The organism is Streptomyces sp. NPDC030165 (assembly GCF_055573595.1).
The window spans coordinates 483,808-501,869 of sequence record NZ_JBVIBD010000002.1; the positions used below are offsets into that span (position 1 = coordinate 483,808).

The 18,062-nt window shown below is 69.5% G+C and carries 22 protein-coding genes; 3 read left to right on the top strand and 19 right to left on the bottom strand.

The features are described from left to right. The first annotated feature begins 150 nt into the window (after positions 1–150). Positions 151–1,149, top strand: coding sequence for a type I pantothenate kinase (gene coaA / locus ACZ4Z1_RS05390; protein ID WP_468485244.1), 999 nt, complete (start codon positions 151–153; stop codon positions 1,147–1,149). Between the two features lie 40 nt (positions 1,150–1,189). After that, the gene (locus tag ACZ4Z1_RS05395) at positions 1,190–2,116 is read left to right on the top strand and encodes a DUF389 domain-containing protein (protein ID WP_468485245.1); all 927 of its coding nucleotides are present in this window, start codon (positions 1,190–1,192) and stop codon (positions 2,114–2,116) included. Positions 2,117–2,126: 10 nt separating this feature from the next. On the opposite strand, the gene glmM is transcribed toward ACZ4Z1_RS05395, so the two are convergent. From glmM to ACZ4Z1_RS05420, 5 genes are all read right to left on the bottom strand, one after another. Beyond that, the gene (glmM, locus tag ACZ4Z1_RS05400) at positions 2,127–3,485 is read right to left on the bottom strand and encodes a phosphoglucosamine mutase (RefSeq protein WP_468485246.1); all 1,359 of its coding nucleotides are present in this window, start codon (positions 3,483–3,485) and stop codon (positions 2,127–2,129) included. A gap of 142 nt (positions 3,486–3,627) precedes the next feature. Beyond that, positions 3,628–4,140 carry a 30S ribosomal protein S9 gene (gene rpsI / locus ACZ4Z1_RS05405; protein ID WP_398347801.1) on the bottom strand — a complete coding sequence of 171 codons (513 nt, stop codon included), beginning with the start codon at positions 4,138–4,140 and terminating at the stop codon, positions 3,628–3,630. A 41-nt stretch (positions 4,141–4,181) separates the two neighbouring features. After that, a complete protein-coding gene (rplM, locus tag ACZ4Z1_RS05410) occupies positions 4,182–4,625 on the bottom strand; it encodes a 50S ribosomal protein L13 (RefSeq protein WP_468485247.1) in 444 nt (147 codons plus the stop codon). A gap of 205 nt (positions 4,626–4,830) precedes the next feature. After that, positions 4,831–6,087 carry a glycosyltransferase 87 family protein gene (locus tag ACZ4Z1_RS05415; protein WP_468485248.1) on the bottom strand — a complete coding sequence of 419 codons (1,257 nt, stop codon included), beginning with the start codon at positions 6,085–6,087 and terminating at the stop codon, positions 4,831–4,833. A gap of 64 nt (positions 6,088–6,151) precedes the next feature. Then, positions 6,152–7,780: an ABC-F family ATP-binding cassette domain-containing protein gene (locus tag ACZ4Z1_RS05420; RefSeq protein ID WP_468485249.1), complete on the bottom strand. Its 1,629-nt coding sequence runs from the start codon at positions 7,778–7,780 to the stop codon at positions 6,152–6,154. Positions 7,781–7,836: 56 nt separating this feature from the next. On the opposite strand from ACZ4Z1_RS05420, the gene ACZ4Z1_RS05425 reads away from it, so the two are divergent. After that, positions 7,837–8,661, top strand: a complete 825-nt coding sequence (locus ACZ4Z1_RS05425; RefSeq protein WP_468485250.1) for a hypothetical protein — start codon at positions 7,837–7,839, stop codon at positions 8,659–8,661. An 18-nt stretch (positions 8,662–8,679) separates the two neighbouring features. Here the strand turns inward: ACZ4Z1_RS05425 and truA are convergent, their stop codons facing one another. From truA to rplR, 14 genes are all read right to left on the bottom strand, one after another. Further along, a complete protein-coding gene (gene truA, locus ACZ4Z1_RS05430; RefSeq protein WP_468485251.1) occupies positions 8,680–9,531 on the bottom strand; it encodes a tRNA pseudouridine(38-40) synthase TruA in 852 nt (283 codons plus the stop codon). A 74-nt stretch (positions 9,532–9,605) separates the two neighbouring features. Next, the gene (gene rplQ, locus ACZ4Z1_RS05435) at positions 9,606–10,100 is read right to left on the bottom strand and encodes a 50S ribosomal protein L17 (protein WP_468485252.1); all 495 of its coding nucleotides are present in this window, start codon (positions 10,098–10,100) and stop codon (positions 9,606–9,608) included. Between the two features lie 256 nt (positions 10,101–10,356). Further along, positions 10,357–11,379, bottom strand: a complete 1,023-nt coding sequence (locus ACZ4Z1_RS05440; RefSeq protein ID WP_003956430.1) for a DNA-directed RNA polymerase subunit alpha — start codon at positions 11,377–11,379, stop codon at positions 10,357–10,359. A 198-nt stretch (positions 11,380–11,577) separates the two neighbouring features. Then, positions 11,578–11,982 (bottom strand): 30S ribosomal protein S11, encoded by a 405-nt coding sequence (gene rpsK / locus ACZ4Z1_RS05445; RefSeq protein WP_004571845.1) that lies wholly within the window; start codon positions 11,980–11,982, stop codon positions 11,578–11,580. Positions 11,983–12,046: 64 nt separating this feature from the next. Then, entirely contained in the window at positions 12,047–12,427 is a 381-nt protein-coding gene (rpsM, locus tag ACZ4Z1_RS05450; protein WP_004571844.1) for a 30S ribosomal protein S13, read from the bottom strand. Between the two features lie 206 nt (positions 12,428–12,633). Further along, positions 12,634–12,747 carry a 50S ribosomal protein L36 gene (rpmJ, locus tag ACZ4Z1_RS05455; protein WP_003956441.1) on the bottom strand — a complete coding sequence of 38 codons (114 nt, stop codon included), beginning with the start codon at positions 12,745–12,747 and terminating at the stop codon, positions 12,634–12,636. Positions 12,748–12,806: 59 nt separating this feature from the next. Beyond that, entirely contained in the window at positions 12,807–13,028 is a 222-nt protein-coding gene (infA, locus tag ACZ4Z1_RS05460; protein WP_003956442.1) for a translation initiation factor IF-1, read from the bottom strand. A 193-nt stretch (positions 13,029–13,221) separates the two neighbouring features. Beyond that, on the bottom strand, positions 13,222–14,058 hold the full coding sequence (gene map, locus ACZ4Z1_RS05465) for a type I methionyl aminopeptidase (RefSeq protein WP_468485253.1): 837 nt from the start codon (positions 14,056–14,058) through the stop codon (positions 13,222–13,224). A 130-nt stretch (positions 14,059–14,188) separates the two neighbouring features. Further along, positions 14,189–14,839 (bottom strand): adenylate kinase, encoded by a 651-nt coding sequence (locus ACZ4Z1_RS05470; RefSeq protein WP_468485254.1) that lies wholly within the window; start codon positions 14,837–14,839, stop codon positions 14,189–14,191. Beyond that, entirely contained in the window at positions 14,839–16,152 is a 1,314-nt protein-coding gene (secY, locus tag ACZ4Z1_RS05475) for a preprotein translocase subunit SecY (protein WP_398347792.1), read from the bottom strand. Before secY ends, ACZ4Z1_RS05470 begins: the two co-directional genes overlap by 1 nt. A 234-nt stretch (positions 16,153–16,386) precedes the next feature. Continuing rightward, positions 16,387–16,842, bottom strand: coding sequence for a 50S ribosomal protein L15 (rplO, locus tag ACZ4Z1_RS05480; RefSeq protein WP_004571840.1), 456 nt, complete (start codon positions 16,840–16,842; stop codon positions 16,387–16,389). Position 16,843: 1 nt separating this feature from the next. Continuing rightward, a complete protein-coding gene (gene rpmD, locus ACZ4Z1_RS05485; RefSeq protein ID WP_030016980.1) occupies positions 16,844–17,026 on the bottom strand; it encodes a 50S ribosomal protein L30 in 183 nt (60 codons plus the stop codon). Next, complete coding sequence (gene rpsE, locus ACZ4Z1_RS05490; protein WP_030016981.1) at positions 17,026–17,631, bottom strand: 30S ribosomal protein S5; 606 nt, start codon at positions 17,629–17,631, stop codon at positions 17,026–17,028. The genes rpmD and rpsE overlap by 1 nt, the downstream gene beginning before the upstream one ends. Before the next feature lie 46 nt (positions 17,632–17,677). Next, positions 17,678–18,061: a 50S ribosomal protein L18 gene (gene rplR, locus ACZ4Z1_RS05495; protein WP_030375637.1), complete on the bottom strand. Its 384-nt coding sequence runs from the start codon at positions 18,059–18,061 to the stop codon at positions 17,678–17,680. Between the last annotated feature and the right edge of the window lies 1 nt (position 18,062).

Sequence of the window (18,062 nt, forward strand, 5' to 3'; positions counted from 1 at the left end):
CGGCGCGATCAATACCCGCGCTCCATCCGGCCGACCCACGGGGTCCCGGCCACGGCCGGAGCGCAACCGTCCGCGCCGCGACACGCGCACCGGGCGGCCACAACCCCACCCCGGGGTGAACCGGCCCCCGCGCCTGCGGACAATGGGCGCGTGCCCCTCACCACAGAGCCCACCGAGTCGCAGCACCGCCGCCGCGCCGAGCGCACGCCGTACGTCGACCTGACGCGCGCCGAGTGGAGCGCCCTGCGGGAGAAGACACCGCTGCCGCTGACCGCCGAGGAGGTCGAGCGGCTGCGCGGCCTGGGCGACGTGATCGACCTGGACGAGGTACGCGACGTCTACCTCCCGCTGTCCCGCCTGCTCAACCTGTACGTGGGCGCGTCCAGCAGCCTGCGCGGCGCCCTGAACACCTTCCTCGGCGACGCGGGCGGCGGCCACGGCGCCCAGCCCGGCACCCCGTTCGTCATAGGGGTCGCGGGCAGCGTCGCGGTCGGCAAGTCCACCACCGCCCGGCTCCTCCAGGCGCTGCTGGCCCGCTGGCCGGAGCACCCGCGCGTCGAACTGGTCACCACCGACGGCTTCCTGTTCCCCAACGCCGAGCTGCACCGCCGCGGCCTGATGTCCCGCAAAGGCTTCCCCGAGTCGTACGACCGCCGCGCCCTGACCCGCTTCGTCGCCGACGTGAAATCCGGAAAGGCCGAGGTCAGCGCCCCGGTCTACTCTCACCTGATCTACGACATCGTGCCGGGCGAACGGCTGACCGTGCACCGCCCCGACATTCTCATCGTCGAGGGCCTGAACGTCCTGCAGCCCGCCCTGCCCGGCAAGGACGGCCGCACCCGCCTCGGCCTCGCCGACTTCTTCGACTTCTCGGTGTACGTGGACGCCCGCACGGAGGACATCGAACGCTGGTACCTGGGCCGCTTCCGCAAGCTGCGCGAGACCGCCTTCCAGAACCCGTTCTCGTACTTCCGCAAGTACACCCAGGTCTCCGAGGAAGAAGCCCTCGACTACGCCCGGATGATCTGGCGCACCGTCAACAAGCCCAACCTGGAACAGAACGTCGCCCCGACCCGCGGCCGCGCCAACCTCGTCCTGCGCAAGGGCCCCGACCACAAGGTGCAGCGGCTGTCGCTGCGCAAGCTGTGAGGCTGCCCGCCGCCGTCGCGCCGCCCCGAGGAGTACGCCCGTGCTGCACCTGCGCCTGATCGTCCCCGCCGACCGTACGGACGACGTCGTACGGCTCGTGGAGAGCACCGTCGGCACCGCCCACCTCGCGGTCCTGACCGGCGCGGCCCGCGACCCGCGCGGCGACGTGATCCTGTGCGACGTGGCCCGCGAGGCCGGCGACGGGCTGCTGCGCGCGCTGCGGGAACTCGGCGTCGACCGGGACGGCTCGATCGCCGTCGAGAACATCGACCTGTCCCTGTCCGCCCGCGCGGACCGGGCCGAGGACGACGCGCCGGGCGAGGGCGCTGACGCCGTCCTGTGGGAGTCGCTGGCCGACGCCACCCACGAGGAGTCGACGCTCTCCGTCACCTACCTGGCGTTCCTGACGCTCGCCACGATGATCGCGGCCTGCGGTGTGGTGCTGGACAACGCGATCCTGATCGTCGGCGCGATGGCCGTCGGGCCCGAGTTCGGCCCGCTGGCCGGCATCTGCACCGCCCTGGTCCGGCGCGCGCCCCGGCCGGCCTGGCGCTCCCTGCTGGCCCTGGTCGCGGGCTTCGCGGTGGCCATGGCCGTCACGGTCGGCTTCAGCCTGTTCATGGACGCCGTGGGCCTCTTCCACGCCGACGCGCTGACCGCCGAGCGGCCGAACACCGGTTTCATCTACCGGCCGGACTGGTTCTCCTTCGTCGTGGCCGTCCTCGCCGGCACCGCCGGCGTGCTCTCGCTGACCTCGGCGAAGTCCGGAGCCCTGGTCGGCGTGGCGATCTCGGTCACTACCGTGCCGGCCGCCGCCAACGCGGCCGCCGCCTTCGGCTACGGCTCGTACCGGCAGGCGTGGGGCTCCACGGAACAGCTCCTGCTGAACCTGCTGGGCATCGTCCTGGCGGGCACGCTGACGCTGCTGGCCCAGAAGCTGTACTGGGCCAGGCAGCGGCAGCGCTGACCGGCTCGCGTCAGCCCAGCGCCGACTTCACCACATCGGCCAGGCGGCCGGCCACGGCCCCCGCCTGCTCGATGTCGGCGGCCTCGACCATGACCCGTACCAGCGGCTCGGTGCCCGAGGGGCGCAGCAGTACGCGCCCGGTGGCGCCCAGCTCGCGCTCCGCCTCGGCGACCGCCGAGGTGACCTCCGGCGACGTACCGACCCGGGTCTTGTCCACGTCCGGCACGTTGACCAGCACCTGCGGCAGGCGCTTCATGACGCCGGCCAGCTCGCCCAGCGGGCGGCCGGTCGCCGCGACGCGGGCGGCCAGCATCAGGCCGGTGAGCGTGCCGTCGCCGGTCGTCGCGTGGTCCAGCGCGATGACGTGCCCGGACTGCTCGCCGCCGAGGGCGTAGCCGCCGGACTTCATCTCCTCCAGGACGTACCGGTCGCCGACCGCGGTCTGCACGAAGGTCAGGCCCTCGCGCTCCATGGCCAGCTTGAAGCCCAGGTTGGACATGACGGTCGCCACGACGGTGTCCTTGCGCAGCGTCCCGGCCTCGCGCATGCCGAGGGCGAGGACGGCCAGGATCTGGTCGCCGTCGATCTCGTTGCCGTCGCGGTCCACCGCCAGGCAGCGGTCCGCGTCGCCGTCGTGCGCCACGCCGAGGTCCGCGCCGTGCTCGACGACAGCGGTGCGCAGGCCGGCGATGTGCGTGGAGCCGCAGTCGTCGTTGATGTTCAGGCCGTCAGGGTCGGTGCCGATGGTGACGACCTCGGCGCCGGCCCGGGCGAACGCCTCCGGGGAGACGCGGGACGCCGCGCCGTGCGCGCCGTCGATGACGACCTTCAGGCCGTCGAGGCGGTTGGGGAGGACTCCCACCAGGTGGGCGACGTAATTGTCGAAGCCCTGGTCGTAGTCCTTGACGCGGCCCACGCCGGCGCCGGTCGGCCGCTCCCACGGCTCGCCGGAGCTGTGCGACCGGTAGGTGCGCTCGATGCGGTCCTCCAGCTCGTCGGCGAGCTTGTGGCCGCCGCGGGCGAAGAACTTGATGCCGTTGTCGGGCATCGGGTTGTGGCTGGCGGAGAGCATCACGCCCAGGTCGGCGCCGAGCGACCCGGTCAGGTACGCCACGGCCGGGGTCGGCAGCACGCCCACCCGCAGCACGTCCACGCCCGCGCTGGCCAGGCCCGCGACCACGGCGGCCTCCAGGAACTCCCCCGACGCTCTCGGATCGCGTCCGACCACGGCCACCGGCCGGTGCCCCTCAAAGGTGCCGGCCTCCGCAAGCACGTGCGCCGCCGCGACCGACAGACCGAGCGCCAGCTCCGCCGTGAGATCCGCGTTGGCGACACCGCGCACACCGTCCGTGCCGAAGAGTCGTCCCACTGGTGTCCTCCGAGTTGATGTACGTGGACCAGAGCGTTGCGTCCAGGTATACGCCGCTGGTCCCGGATAGCCGAACGCCCCGGCAGCACGGATGGTGCCACCGGGGCGTTCGCCAAGAGCCGCGCGAGCAGCCGAGCGGCAATTAGCGCTTGCTGTACTGCGGGGCCTTGCGGGCCTTCTTCAGACCGGCCTTCTTGCGCTCGACCGCACGGTCGTCGCGCTTGAGGAAGCCGGCCTTCTTCAGCGGGCCGCGGTTGTTGTCCTCGTCCGCCTCGTTCAGCGCACGGGCCACGCCCAGGCGCAGCGCACCGGCCTGGCCGGAGATGCCGCCGCCGGAGATGCGGGCGACCACGTCGTAGCGGTTGTCGAGTTCGAGCACCTTGAAGGGCTCGTTGACTTCCTGCTGGTGCACCTTGTTCGGGAAGTAGCCCTCAAGGGTGCGGCCGTTGATCTTCCACTGGCCGGTGCCCGGGATGATCCGGACACGGGCGATGGCGTTCTTGCGGCGGCCCAGGCCGGCGGCCGGCTGCGGGTCGCCGAAGCGCGAGGCGAGGGACTCGGAGGTGTACTCACCCTCCAGCGGAACCTCGGTCTCGGTCGTGTACTCCTCGACCTCTACCTCTTCGAGCGGGGTCTCGGCGGTGGTCTCAGCCACGATTCTCCTCAGATTCTCTTCGTCTTAGGGGGTGGCCGGACTTACTGCGCGACCTGGGTGATCTCGAACGGGACCGGCTGCTGGGCAGCGTGCGGGTGCTCGGCGCCCGCGTAGACCTTCAGCTTCGAGAGCATCTGACGGCCCAGGGTGTTCTTGGGGAGCATGCCCTTGATGGCCTTCTCGACGGCCTTCTCGGGGTTCTTCTCGAGAAGCTCGTCGTAACGGACCGAGCGCAGACCACCCGGGAAGCCGGAGTGGCGGTAGGCCATCTTCTGGCTGCGCTTGTTGCCGGACAGGTGCACCTTGTCGGCGTTGATGATGACGACGAAGTCGCCGGTGTCGACGTGCGGCGCGTACACCGGCTTGTGCTTACCCCGCAGGAGGGAAGCGGCCTGGGAGGCCAGACGGCCCAGGACGACGTCCTGGGCGTCAATGATGTGCCACTGGCGCTGGACATCGCCGGGCTTGGGGCTGAACGTACGCACGGTTAGCCTTCGCTTCTTCAGTGAATAGGGTCCTGTACTGGCCACCTCGGTCGATCGCCCAGCACTGGCGGCACCACGGGGACGCAACCCGGGTTCCTGCCGCTGGTCATCGGCCCGGTGGACCGGCGTAAGGGCCCCTCACGTGAGATAGAGCAAGCCAATACGCATAACGAACTGGCAGAATACCGGGCCGCCCCCAGCCGGGTCAAAATACGTCCCGAACCGGCGTGCGATCCGCGCTCTCGGGCCCCACGGGCATGATAGCCACCGCCCGCAGCACCCGCGGCCGGACACAGGACCACGCCAGCACGGCCGCGACGGTCCACAGCATCGCCGCGTCCTTGAAGGCCCGCCGGTGCAGCCCCTCCAGATGCGGCCAGACCAGCCCGCTGACCTGCGGCACGAGAGCCACCCAGAACCAGACCGCACGGGGCACCGAGCCGGGCAGGGTGACGGAGGCCACCAGCGGCGGCAGCACCACCAGCAGGTAGTGGTCGAAGGACGGCCGGGACACCAGGAACGCCGCGAGCATCAGCATCGCGGCGGTCTCCACCAGCCGCAGCGCCCCCGCGTCGCCCCGCCGCCAGCGCGCCCAGGCGCACCAGACCCCGGCGACCGCCGCCACCGCCGCGACCCCGTACGCCGCCGTCTCCGGCACGCCCAGACGGGTCAGGATCATGCCGAGCGAGGCGTCGAAGGGCCGCGCGAAGCTGTCCTGCCCACGCAGCAGGAACGGCAGCGTACGGGTGAAGAACATGCCGGGCCGCGGCATCACCAGCGCCGCCAGCACGGACGCCACCACGGGCACCGCCACCGCCACCGCGAGGGCCCGCCACCGCCGCGCCAGGACCAGCAGCAGGAGCAGCGGCGCCAGCAGCGGCTTGAGGGCCAGCGCGAGCCCGAGGACCGCGCCCGCGGCCACCCACCGGGAACGCAGCGCCAGCAGCAGCACCACGGGCAGCGCCGCCACGGAGGCCAGCGTCCAGTTCCCGATGTTCACCACGTTGCGGAACGGCTCGAAGAACGCCAGGGCCGCCACCCCGAGCACCGCCAGCCGGCTCCGTACCGGGATCCGGAAGATCCGCAGCGAGACGGCCCAGCCCAGCACCACCAGCCCCACCCCCGCCACCGGGACCAGCAGCCGCAGCTTCCCCGCGGACAGCAGCGCCTCGGGCACCGCGGCCAGCACCGCGCTCGGCAGATACAGGAACCGCTTGTCGGCATACGGCGCCTCACCGTGCAGCAGCGCCCGCGCGGCCTTGACGACGAAGTCGTTGTCCATGCCGACGGTGGGACTGTGCCGCTGGACGTTGAAGATCACCGCACCCATCAGTACGGCGGCCACCGCCCACAGCGGCCACGAGGCGCGCCGGAGCAGCCACCCGACGAGCGGGGTGTCCGCGGCCCCGGTCGCGGCCCCACCCCCGCCGACGCCCGCCAGGCCCGTTCTCTCCGCGCTCATGCGTCCATCTAAGAGCCGCCCCCGCAGCCCCACCACCGGGCGTACACCAAGCGGTGACGCGGCGTTACCGCTTCCGCTCCACTCTGCGCTCGTCCCACACCGGCTCCGCCGTCTCCCGCACCCGCCCGTCAGCGCCGAAGACCAGGTACCGGTCGAAGGACCGCGCGAACCAGCGGTCGTGCGTCACCGCCAGCACCGTGCCCTCGTACGCCTCCAGCCCTTCCTGAAGGGCCTCCGCGCTCTCCAGGTCGAGGTTGTCGGTCGGCTCGTCCAGCAACAGGGCGGTCGTCCCCGCCAGCTCCAGCAGCAGGATCTGGAAGCGCGCCTGCTGGCCGCCCGACAGCCGGTCGAAGCGCTGCTCGGCCTGCCGCTCCAGCTCGTACCGGCGCAGCGCGCTCATCGCCTTGCCCCGGTCTTTGGCGTGTTCCGTCCACAGGATGTCCAGAAGCGTGCGGCCCTCCAGCTCCGGATGCGCATGCGTCTGCGCGAAGTGACCGGGTACGACACGGGCGCCCAGCTTCCACCTCCCCGTATGCGCGACCGGGTTCTCGGAGTCGCCCGCCAGCAGCCGCAGGAAGTGCGACTTCCCGGACCCGTTCGACCCCAGCACCGCGACCCGCTCCCCGTAGAAGACCTCCAGGTCGAACGGCTTCATCAGCCCGGTCAGCTCAAGGTTCTCGCAGGTCACGGCCCGTACGCCGGTACGGCCACCCCGCAGCCGCATGGTGATCTCCTGCTCGCGCGGCGGCTCCGGCGGCGGGCCGGCCTCCTCGAACTTGCGCAGCCGGGTCTGGGCCGCGTGGTAGCGAGAGGCCAGCTCGTGGCTGTTCTCCGCGGCCTGCCGCAGGCTGCGCACCAGCTTCTTCAGCTGCTCATGCTTCTCGTCCCAGCGCCGCCGCAGTTCCTCGAAGCGCGCGAAGCGCTCCTTGCGGGCCTCGTGGTACGTGGCGAAGCCGCCGCCGTGCACCCACACGTCCGACCCGGCGGGCCCCGGCTCGACGCTGATGATCTTCTCGGCGGAGCGGGCCAGCAGCTCCCGGTCGTGGCTGACGAAGAGCACCGTCTTCTTCGTCTCGCGCAGCCGCTCCTCCAGCCAGCGCTTGCCCGGCACGTCCAGGTAGTTGTCCGGCTCGTCCAGCAGCAGCACCTCGTCGGTGCCACGCAGCAGCGACTCCAGCACCAGCCGCTTCTGCTCGCCGCCGCTGAGCGTGCGCACCTGCCGCCACTGCGCCTTCTCGTACGGGACGCCCAGCGCGGCCATGGTGCACATGTCCCACACCGTCTCGGCCTCGTACCCGCGCGCCTCGGCCCAGTCGCTGAGCGCCTGCGCGTACGCCATCTGCGCGGCCTCGTCATCCACCGTCATGACCGCGTGCTCGGCCGCGTCCACCGCCGCGGCGGCTGCCCTGATCTGCGGCTGCGCCACCGAGACCAGCAGGTCCCGCACAGTCCGCTCATCTCTCACCGAACCCACGAACTGCGGCATCACCCCCAGCCCGCCACTGACCGTCACCGCGCCGCCGTGCGGCTGCAGCTCCCCCGCGATCAGCCGGAGCAGCGTCGTCTTGCCCGCCCCGTTGGCGCCGACCAGGGCGACCGAGGCGCCCTCACCGACCCGGAAGGACACATCGCCCAACAGCACCCGCCCGTCCGGCAGGTAGTACTCCAGATGCCCGGCCTCCACGTGTCCCATGGCCCGGATTGTCTCCGCCCGCCGCGCGTTCCACCAACCGGTTTAGGATGCGCGGCATGAGCTTTGGGCATGGTGGGCCGTTCGGCCCCGGGGGACCGGACTCCTCGACTCCTGACTGGGAGGCACTCGCCGAGGAGAGCGAAGCACGCGGCAGACGCCGGCGCTGGCTGTACATCGGCGGCGGCGCGCTGGCCACCGTCGCCGTGGCCGGCATCGTCGCCACCGCCGTGATCACCAGTAACAAGGACGACGGCAACCTGCCGCACGCCCAGCAGCTGCCCGACGAGCCCGACGCCCCCAAACCGTCCTTCTCCGAGGTCTCCGTCCCGCCGCCGCCGAACCCGCGGGACTACATCACCGACCCCAAGAAGGACACCGCGGCCCTCACCCCCGCCACCCTCTTCCCCGAACAGAACATGGTGCTCGGCAAGAACAGCTACCCCCGCAAGACCACCGCCGCCACCGACGACTGCACGGCCGGCACCCACGGCGCCCTCGGCTCGGTCCTGAAGCACAACGGCTGCAAGAAGCTGCTGCGCGCCACGTATGCCAAGGACGGCGTGGCGGTCACCGTCGGCGTCGCGGTCTTCGACTCCAAAGCCGCCGCCTTCAAGGTCAAGGCCGCCAACAAGCCCAGCCTCGCCCCGCTGGCGGGCGACGGCCTCGGCTCCTTCTGCCAGGGCACGGCCTGCACCATGTACACCAACGCCACCGGCCGCTACGCCTACTTCACCATCGCCGGCAACCTCGACGGCTCGCCCGTCACCAAGGCGTCCGCCAAGGCCCTGCAGATAGCCCGGGACGGCGGCACGTACGCCTTCAACCGCATCTGGCAGCGCGGCAAGGACCAGGCGGCGAAGGTCGCGCGCGCCCAGTCCTGACGCCCGCCCCGGGGCGGCTCAGCAGCAGCCGCCCCCCGGCAGGGTCCGCTTGTTGCGTGCCTCCCTGTTACGGGCCATGAGCTGGTCGTCCGCCGGATAGCCGACCTCCTCCAGGGTCAGCCCGTGCGGCCGTACGACGTGCACCGCCGAGTCCCGTACCCCGGCGGCCAGCACCTTCCCCGGCCACTCCACCGGCCGGTGCCCGTCCCCGACGAACAGCAGCGCGCCCACCAGCGACCGCACCATGTTGTGGCAGAAGGCGTCCGCCCGCACCGTCGCGGTGATGATCCCGTCCGCGTCCCGCACCCAGCTCAGCTCCTGGAGCGTACGGATCGTCGTCGCGCCCTCACGCCGCTTGCAGTACGCCGCGAAGTCGTGCTCCCCCAGCAGGGCCTGCGACGCCGCGTTCATCGCGGCCACGTCCAGGTCCCAGTCGTGCCACAGCACGTGGCCGCGCAGCAGCGGATCGACACCACCAGGGTGATCCGTCACCCGATAGGCGTACCGCCGCCAGATCGCCGAGAACCGCGCGTTGAACCCGTACGGCGCCTCGGCCACCCGCCACACCCGTACGTCCTTGGGCAGCCGCCCGGCCAGCCGCCGCAACAGCTTGTCCGCGTGCTCGGCCCACAGCTCCGCCGGCAGGTCCACGTGCGCCACCTGCCCGCGCGCGTGCACCCCCGCGTCGGTCCGCCCGGCCACGGTCAGCTCGTACGTCTGCGCCGACCTCGTCACCGTCCGCAGCGCGGTCTCCAGCTCCTCCTGGACCGTGCGCCGCGCCCGCTGCTTCGCCCAGCCCGAGAAGTCCTTGCCGTCGTACGAAAGGTCCAGCCGCACCCGTACGAACCCGGGCTCCACTTCATCGCTCACGCGTGCATCCTCTCAAGCGGAACGGGCCCGCCCCCCTTGAGGGGAGCGGGCCCGTCCGGTGGCCTGTGTCAGGCTCAGGCGTCCTTCGACTCCTCGGCCGGGGCCTCGGCGGCCTCGCCCTTGGTGTCCTCGGCCTTGGCGGCCTCGTCGGACTCCTTCACCGCGCGCTTGGTCGCGGCCTCGGCCTCGGCAACGGTGGCCTTCTTGGCGATCTCGCCCTCGACCAGCTCGATGACGGCCATCGGGGCGTTGTCGCCGCGACGGTTGCCGATCTTGGTGATGCGGGTGTAACCACCCGGACGCTCCGAGAAGCGCGGCGCGATCTCCGTGAAGAGCGTGTGCACGACGCTCTTGTCCGAGATCAGCTGCATGACCTGACGGCGGTTGTGAAGGTCACCCTTCTTCGCCTTGGTCACCAGACGCTCGGCGTACGGACGCAGACGACGGGCCTTGGCCTCGGTCGTCGTGATGCGGCCGTGCTCGAACAGCGCGGTGGCCAGGTTGCGCAGCATGAGACGCTCGTGCGCTGCGCCGCCGCCCAGACGGGCACCCTTGGCGGGCTTCGGCATGGTATTTCTCCTTCATTGCTGCACCGGCCGTATCAGGTACCGGTGTCAGTTCCCACGAGGCGGGTGCCCCGCGGAAGATCATTCACGCTGGCCGCGACAGGTTGCCCTGCCGCCTCCAGTCTCGACCGGGCTCATCGCTCCGGCCTGGCCAGGCACAATCCAGCCCATCCGGCGTTTGAGGACGAGGCCGCAGGCCGATGGGAGCCGCACCCGAACGGCGGGCCGACCGAATTCAGCCGACCCGCCGCAGGCGGGCTCAGTACTGCTCGGTCTCCACGAAACCGGCATCCGCGTCGTCGTCGGCGCCGAAGGCGTCGGCGGCGGCGGTCGGGTCGAACCCGGGGGGCGAGTCCTTCAGGGCCAGGCCCATGCCGGCCAGCTTCGCCTTGACCTCGTCGATCGACTTCGCACCGAAGTTGCGGATGTCGAGCAGGTCGGCCTCGGAGCGGGCGACGAGCTCACCCACGGAGTGGATGCCCTCGCGCTTGAGGCAGTTGTACGACCGAACGGTGAGCTCCAGCTCCTCGATCGGCAGCGCCAGGTCGGCGGCCAGGGCGGCGTCCGTGGGGGACGGGCCCATGTCGATGCCCTCGGCGTCGATGTTCAGCTCGCGGGCCAGACCGAACAGCTCGACCAGGGTCTTGCCGGCGGACGCCATGGCGTCACGCGGGCGCATGGCCTGCTTGGTCTCGACGTCGACGATCAGCTTGTCGAAGTCGGTGCGCTGCTCGACACGGGTCGCCTCGACCTTGTAGGTGACCTTGAGGACCGGCGAGTAGATGGAGTCGACCGGGATGCGGCCGATCTCCTGGCCGACCTGCTTGTTCTGCACGGCGGAGACGTAGCCGCGACCGCGCTCGACGGTCAGCTCCATCTCCAGCTTGCCCTTGCCGTTGAGGGTGGCGAGGACCAGGTCGGGGTTGTGCACCTCGACACCGGCCGGCGGGGCGATGTCCGCGGCGGTGACCAGGCCGGGGCCCTGCTTGCGCAGGTACATCACGACGGGCTCGTCGTGCTCCGAGGAGACGACCAGCTGCTTGATGTTGAGGATGAGGTCGGTGACGTCCTCCTTGACGCCCGGCACGGTGGTGAACTCGTGCAGGACACCGTCGATGCGGATGGACGTGACCGCCGCACCCGGGATCGAGGACAGGAGCGTACGACGCAGGGAGTTGCCGAGGGTGTAGCCGAAGCCCGGCTCCAGCGGCTCGATCACGAACCGGGAGCGGTATTCGTCGACGACCTCTTCGGTCAGCGAGGGACGCTGAGCGATCAGCATGAGGTGTTTCGCCTTCCAGTCTTGGCACCCGCTATTTGATGCCAGCTGCGCCGGACGGTGGCCCGGCGGTTTCTACAAGGGTACGGGCGGCACGGCGCGGCTCCCAGGAGTCGCGGCGTACCGCCCGAAAAGTGCCCGGTGACGGCCCGCGCCGGAGCGCGGACCGACAGGCTGCGGCCGTCGTGCGGCCGCGCGGCGTCAGACGCGACGGCGCTTGGGCGGACGGCAGCCGTTGTGCGGCGTGGGGGTGACGTCCTGGATCGAGCCGACCTCGAGGCCGGTGGCCTGGAGGGAGCGGATCGCGGTCTCACGGCCGGAGCCGGGACCCTTGACGAAGACGTCGACCTTGCGCATGCCGTGCTCCTGCGCGCGGCGGGCGGCCGACTCGGCAGCCATCTGCGCGGCGAACGGCGTGGACTTGCGCGAGCCCTTGAAGCCCACGTGGCCCGCCGAGGCCCAGGAGATCACGTTGCCCGTGGGGTCGGTGATCGAAACGATGGTGTTGTTGAACGTGCTCTTGATGTGAGCGTGCCCGTGGGCGACGTTCTTCTTCTCCTTGCGGCGCACCTTCTTGGCGCCGGCCGTACGGCCCTTCGGAGGCATGTATTACTCCCGGTGGAGGTGGTCGGTCCTACAGCGAAGACCGCTGATGAGCGTCCGCTGAGGACTACTTCTTGCCCGGCTTCTTCTTGCCGGCGATCGCGCGACGCGGGCCCTTGCGGGTACGGGCGTTCGTGCTGGTGCGCTGACCGTGCACCGGCAGACCGCGGCGGTGACGCAGACCCTGGTAGCAGCCGATCTCGACCTTGCGGCGGATGTCGGCCTGGATCTCGCGACGGAGGTCACCCTCGGTCTTGAGGTTGTTGTCCACGTACTCGCGGATCTTGACCAGGTCTTCCTCGGCCAGGTCGCGAACGCGGGTGTCCGGGTTCACGCCGGTGGCGGCGAGGGTCTGCTGCGACAGGGTGCGCCCGATGCCGAAGACGTAGGTGAGGGCGACCTCGACGCGCTTGTCGCGCGGGAGATCAACGCCTGCGAGGCGTGCCATTTATAGGCTCCTGAGGTATTCGGAGGTCTTCCGCAGCACCGTTCCCGTAAGACTCTGGAGCATTACGAGCCGGGTCCCCGGCCTCCGAGCCGGGGGTGTCGTCCCCACGTGAGCGAGCACGAGGGGTCGGGTGTCTGCGTATGTACGTATTACTGTGCGTTTGCGTCGCGCGAAGATACTGCGAAATGCAGAGAGGTCGGCGTGCGTCAGCCCTGGCGCTGCTTGTGGCGCAGGTTGTCGCAGATCACCATGACCCGGCCGTGGCGGCGGATCACCTTGCACTTGTCGCAGATCTTCTTGACGCTCGGCTTGACCTTCATGGGATGTGAGGTTCTCCGGGTCAGTGCCGCCGCCCCACGGGAGGGGACGTCGACAAGATCTACTTGTAGCGGTAGACGATCCGGCCACGCGTCAGGTCGTACGGAGACAGCTCCACGACGACCCGGTCATCCGGAAGGATACGGATGTAGTGCATCCGCATCTTGCCGCTGATGTGCGCGAGGACCTTGTGACCGTTCTGAAGCTCCACCTTGAACATCGCGTTCGGGAGGGACTCGATCACGGTGCCCTCGATTTCGATGGCACCTTGCTTCTTGGCCACGCTTCGCCCTTCGAATCGGCTACCTTGATCGACTGCGTGCGCACGCATACCCGGAAAACAGGCACACGGATGCACGACAGCCGACGCGTCAGTCTACGTCAGCGTTCCCGAAAAGACGAATCCACGATTATTGCCCACGGACAGTGATCGTTACGCCTCGGGCCCGGACCGTACCGCCGGCCGGGTGCGGGCCTCAGGCCAGCGGGTCGGGCGCGGCCTCGATACCCAGCTCGGCCAGCTTGGCCTTGCCGCCGTCGGGGGCGGTCAGCACCAGCGGGCCCTGCTCGGTCAGCGCGACCGAGTGCTCCCAGTGCGAGGACCAGCTGCCGTCGTTCGACTTGACCGTCCAGTCGTCTTCCAGGACGTGGGTCTTGGCCGTACCCAGGTTGACCATGGGCTCGATGGCGATGCAGAAGCCCGGGACCAGCTTCGGTCCGCGGCCGCGCTTGCGGTCGACGTAGTTCAGCAGGTGCGGGTCCATGTGCATCTGCGAGCCGATGCCGTGGCCGCCGTAGTCCTCGACGATGCCGTACTTGCCGTTGGCCGGACGCGGCTGGCGGCGGATGTAGCCCTCGATCGCCTTGGAGATGTCGACCAGGCGGTTGCCCTTGCGGACGGCCGCGATGCCGGCCCACATGGACTCCTCGGTGACCCGGCTCAGCTCGACCAGCTCCGGAGAGTGACCGGAACCGACGAAGGCGGTGTAGGCCGCGTCGCCGTGCCAGCCGTCGATGATCGCGCCGCAGTCGATGGAGATGATGTCGCCGTCCTTCAGGACGGTGTCGGTGTCGGGGATGCCGTGGACGACGACGTCGTTGACCGACGTGCAGATCGTCGCGGGGAAGCCGCCGTACCCGAGGAAGTTCGACTTGGCGCCGTGCTCGGCCAGCACCTTGCGCGCGGCGTCGTCCAGGTCCTTGGTGGTGGCGCCGGGCACCGCCACCTCACGGGTGGCCGCGTGGATGGCGGCGACCACCAGCCCCGCCTCGCGCATCTTCGCGATCTGCTCGGGGTTCTTGATCTCCACCATGGGGGCTGACGCCTTCCTCAAACCGACTACTACGACGCTGCTGCGGCAGCACACGGCCGCCTCTACACACGATACGGCCGCGGTGCCCGTGCCCGGGCACCGCGGCCGTATGCGTACTTCTCGTGCCTTGTCAGGCCTTGCCGAGCGCGCCCATCGCACGCTGGGTGACCTCGTCGACCTTGCCGAGGGCCGGGATCGTGACGACCAGGTCCTGCGCCTTGTAGTGGTCGATGATCGGCTCGGTCTCCGTGTGGTAGACCTCCAGCCGCTTGCGGACGGTCTCCTCGCGGTCGTCCTCGCGCTGGTACAGGTCGCCGCCGCAGATGTCGCAGACGCCCTCGGTCTTCGGCTTGTGGTAGTCCACGTGGAAGACATGGCTGCTGTCATTGCGGCAGATCCGGCGGCCGGCGATCCGCTTGACGACCTCGTCCTCGGGGACCTCCAGGTCCAGGACGGCGTCCAGCTTCACGGCCTTGCCCTTGAGGTACGTGTCCAGCGCCTCGGCCTGGCCCAGGTTGCGCGGGAAGCCGTCCAGCAGGAAGCCCTGCCGGGCGTCCTCCTGGTTCAGCCGGTCCTCGGCCATCGCGATCGTCACCGAGTCGGGTACCAGGTTGCCCGCGTCCATGTAGGACTTCGCCTCTTTGCCGAGGTCGGTGCCCTGGCTGATGTTGGCGCGGAACAGGTCGCCCGTGGAGATGTGCGGGATCGAGAGGTTCTTGGCGAGGTACGCGGCCTGCGTACCCTTGCCTGCCCCAGGAGGCCCGACGAGGACGATTCGCATCAGCGGAGGAACCCTTCGTAGTTGCGCTGCTGGAGCTGGCTCTCGATCTGCTTCACGGTCTCCAGACCCACACCCACGATGATCAGGATGCTCGTCCCGCCGAACGGGAAGTTCTGGTTGGCCTTGAACAGCACCAACGCCACGGTGGGCACCAGCGCGATCAGACCCAGGTACAGCGAGCCCGGCCACGTGATCCGGTTGAGCACGTAGCTGAGGTACTCGGCTGTGGGGCGACCGGCCCGGATCCCCGGGATGAAGCCACCATACTTCTTCATGTTGTCGGCAACTTCTTCGGGGTTGAAGGAGATGGCGACGTAGAAGAACGCGAAGAAGACGATCAGCAGGAAGTACGTGACGATGTAGACCGGGTGGTTGCCCTTGGTGAAGTTGGTTTCGATCCAGGTCGCCCAGCCGGCCTTCGACCCGCTGAACTGTGCCACCAGGGCCGGGATGTAGAGCAGCGACGAAGCGAAGATGACGGGGATCACACCCGCCTGGTTCACCTTGAGCGGGATGTAGGTGGACGTACCGCCGTACGAGCGACGTCCGATCATCCGCTTGGCGTACTGCACGGGGATCCGCCGCTGGGCCTGCTCGACGAAGACGACCAGGGCGACCATGGCCAGACCCACGACGATGACGGAGAAGAACTCGATCCAGCCGTCGGCCAGCTTGCCGGACATCTTGATCTGCCACAGCGAGCCGGGGAAGCCGGCCGCGATGCCGACGAACATCAGGATCGACATGCCGTTGCCGATGCCGCGGTCGGTCACCAGCTCACCGAGCCACATGACCATGGCCGTACCGGCGGTCATCGTGATGACCATGGTGATGGTCGTGAAGATCGTGTCGCTCGGCACGATCTCGCTGGCGACGGGGCAGCCCTGGAACAGCGCGCCGCTCTTGGCGGTGGCGACCAGGCCGGTGCCCTGCAGGACCGCCAGCGCGACGGTCAGGTACCGGGTGTACTGAGTGATCTTCGCCTGTCCGGACTGGCCCTCCTTCTTGAGGGCCTCCAGACGGGGGATGACCACGGTCAGCAGCTGGAGGATGATGCTCGCCGTGATGTACGGCATGATCCCCAGCGCGAAGATCGTGATCTGGAGCAGCGCACCACCGCTGAACATGTTCACCAGGCCGAAGAGACCGCCATTGGCACCGGCCTGCTTCATGCAGGTGTCGACATTGGAGTAGTTCACCCCGGGCACCGGAACGTGCGCTCCGAGCCGGTAGACGAGCACGATGCCCAATGTGAACAGCAGCTTCTTGCGCAGGTCGGGCGTCTTGAACGCTCGGGCGAACGCGGTGAGCACGGTGCCTCCTGCGCCTCCCGCCTCTGGAGCGAGAGGTGACGGTCTTGAGGATGACGGATACAAAGCGGCCAAAACCGCGCAGACATTAGCCCACGCGGCGGGGGCCCGGGGGAAGAACCCCCGGAAAATACAGCAACAGTGCACGCCACCTTACCGGCGACCACGCCCCCCTTGGAACGACCGACCGGGGATGCCCCAATACGTGGGCATCCCCGGTCAGTTGGTTCACTGAACTCAGATGAGCTCGGTGACGCTGCCACCGGCAGCGGTGATCTTCTCCTTGGCGGAGCCGGAGACGGAGTCCACCGTCACCGTCAGCGCCACGGAGATCTCGCCCTGGCCCAGGACCTTGACGAGCTCGTTCTTGCGCACCGCGCCCTTGGCGACCAGGTCGGCCACCGTGACCTCGCCACCCTGCGGGTAGAGCGCGGCCAGCTTGTCCAGGTTCACGACCTGGAACTGCTTGTGGGCGGGGTTCTTGAAGCCCTTCAGCTTCGGGAGGCGCATGTGGAGGGGCATCTGCCCGCCCTCGAAGCGCTCCGGAACCTGGTAACGGGCCTTCGTGCCCTTGGTACCACGACCTGCGGTCTTACCCTTGGACGCCTCACCACGACCCACACGGGTCTTGGCGGTCTTGGCGCCCGGGGCAGGACGGAGGTTGTGGACCTTCAGCGGGTTGTTCTCCGCCATGTCAGTCGACCTCCTCGACCGTCACGAGGTGGCGGACGGTGTGCACCATGCCGCGGTACTCGGGGCGGTCTTCCTTGACAACCACGTCGTTGATCTTCTTGAGACCGAGCGAGCGCAGGGTGTCGCGGTGGTTCTGCTTGCTGCCGATGATGGACTTGGTCTGCGTGATCTTGAGCGAAGCCATTACGCGTTCACCCCGGCACGCGCCCGCAGCAGAGCGGCGGGAGCAACGTCCTCCAGCGGCAGGCCACGGCGGGCAGCGATCTCCTCGGGCCGCTGAAGGCCCTGGAGCGCGGCGCGCGTGGCGTGCACGATGTTGATCGGGTTCGACGAACCGAGCGACTTGCTCAGCACGTCGTGGATGCCCGCGCACTCCAGCACGGCACGCACCGGGCCACCGGCGATCACACCGGTACCGGGGGAAGCCGGCTTGAGCAGGACGACGCCCGCGGCCTCTTCGCCCTGGATCGGGTGCGGGATGGTGCCGCCGATACGGGGGACCTTGAAGAAGTGCTTCTTGGCCTCCTCAACGCCCTTGGCGATGGCGGCCGGCACCTCCTTGGCCTTGCCGTAACCGACACCCACGGTGCCGTCACCGTCGCCCACCACGACCAGCGCGGTGAAGCTGAAGCGACGACCACCCTTCACAACCTTGGCGACGCGGTTGATGGCGACAACACGCTCGACGTAGGCGGTCTTCTCGGCAGCTGCGCCGCCGTCCCGCCGGTCCTTACGGTCCCGCCGCTCGCCGCCACCGGCACCGCTCCCGCGGCGCTGGGGTCCAGCCATTGGAATTACCTCTCTCTGTTACGTCCGCTAGCTACGGAACCGGGGCTTAGAACTTCAGCCCGGCTTCGCGGGCGGCGTCGGCCAGAGCGGCAATCCGCCCGGCGTACTGCTTGCCACCACGGTCGAACACGACGGCCTCGACGCCGGCGGCCTTGGCGCGCTCGGCGACCAGGGAACCGACCTGCTTGGCCAGGTCCGTCTTGTTGCCCTCGCCACCGCGGATCGACGCGTCCAGGGTCGACGCCGACGCCAGGGTGTGACCCTTGATGTCGTCGATGACCTGGGCGGTGATACCGCGGTTGGACCGCGTCACGACCAGACGCGGACGCTCCGGCGTACCCGAAATCCGCTTGCGGATGCGGATGTGGCGACGCTTGGCGGCGGCGCGCTTGTAGGCGTCACCCTTCGCGACCTTCACACCGTATGCCATG

Coding starts and splice junctions, on each gene's coding strand:
- ACZ4Z1_RS05470 (WP_468485254.1), bottom strand. CDS start 14,839: ATGCGAATCGTCCTCGTCGGGCCTCCTGGGGCAGGCAAGGGTACGCAG.
- rplQ (WP_468485252.1), bottom strand. CDS start 10,100: ATGCCGAAGCCCGCCAAGGGTGCCCGTCTGGGCGGCGGCGCAGCGCAC.
- rpmJ (WP_003956441.1), bottom strand. CDS start 12,747: ATGAAGGTCAAGCCGAGCGTCAAGAAGATCTGCGACAAGTGCAAGGTG.
- rplO (WP_004571840.1), bottom strand. CDS start 16,842: ATGGCGGAGAACAACCCGCTGAAGGTCCACAACCTCCGTCCTGCCCCG.
- map (WP_468485253.1), bottom strand. CDS start 14,058: ATGGTGGAGATCAAGAACCCCGAGCAGATCGCGAAGATGCGCGAGGCG.
- rpmD (WP_030016980.1), bottom strand. CDS start 17,026: ATGGCTTCGCTCAAGATCACGCAGACCAAGTCCATCATCGGCAGCAAG.
- ACZ4Z1_RS05425 (WP_468485250.1), top strand. CDS start 7,837: ATGAGCTTTGGGCATGGTGGGCCGTTCGGCCCCGGGGGACCGGACTCC.
- rpsM (WP_004571844.1), bottom strand. CDS start 12,427: ATGGCACGCCTCGCAGGCGTTGATCTCCCGCGCGACAAGCGCGTCGAG.
- rpsK (WP_004571845.1), bottom strand. CDS start 11,982: ATGCCTCCGAAGGGCCGTACGGCCGGCGCCAAGAAGGTGCGCCGCAAG.
- rplR (WP_030375637.1), bottom strand. CDS start 18,061: ATGGCATACGGTGTGAAGGTCGCGAAGGGTGACGCCTACAAGCGCGCC.
- ACZ4Z1_RS05440 (WP_003956430.1), bottom strand. CDS start 11,379: ATGCTGATCGCTCAGCGTCCCTCGCTGACCGAAGAGGTCGTCGACGAA.
- ACZ4Z1_RS05415 (WP_468485248.1), bottom strand. CDS start 6,087: ATGAGCGCGGAGAGAACGGGCCTGGCGGGCGTCGGCGGGGGTGGGGCC.
- ACZ4Z1_RS05420 (WP_468485249.1), bottom strand. CDS start 7,780: ATGGGACACGTGGAGGCCGGGCATCTGGAGTACTACCTGCCGGACGGG.
- rpsE (WP_030016981.1), bottom strand. CDS start 17,631: ATGGCTGGACCCCAGCGCCGCGGGAGCGGTGCCGGTGGCGGCGAGCGG.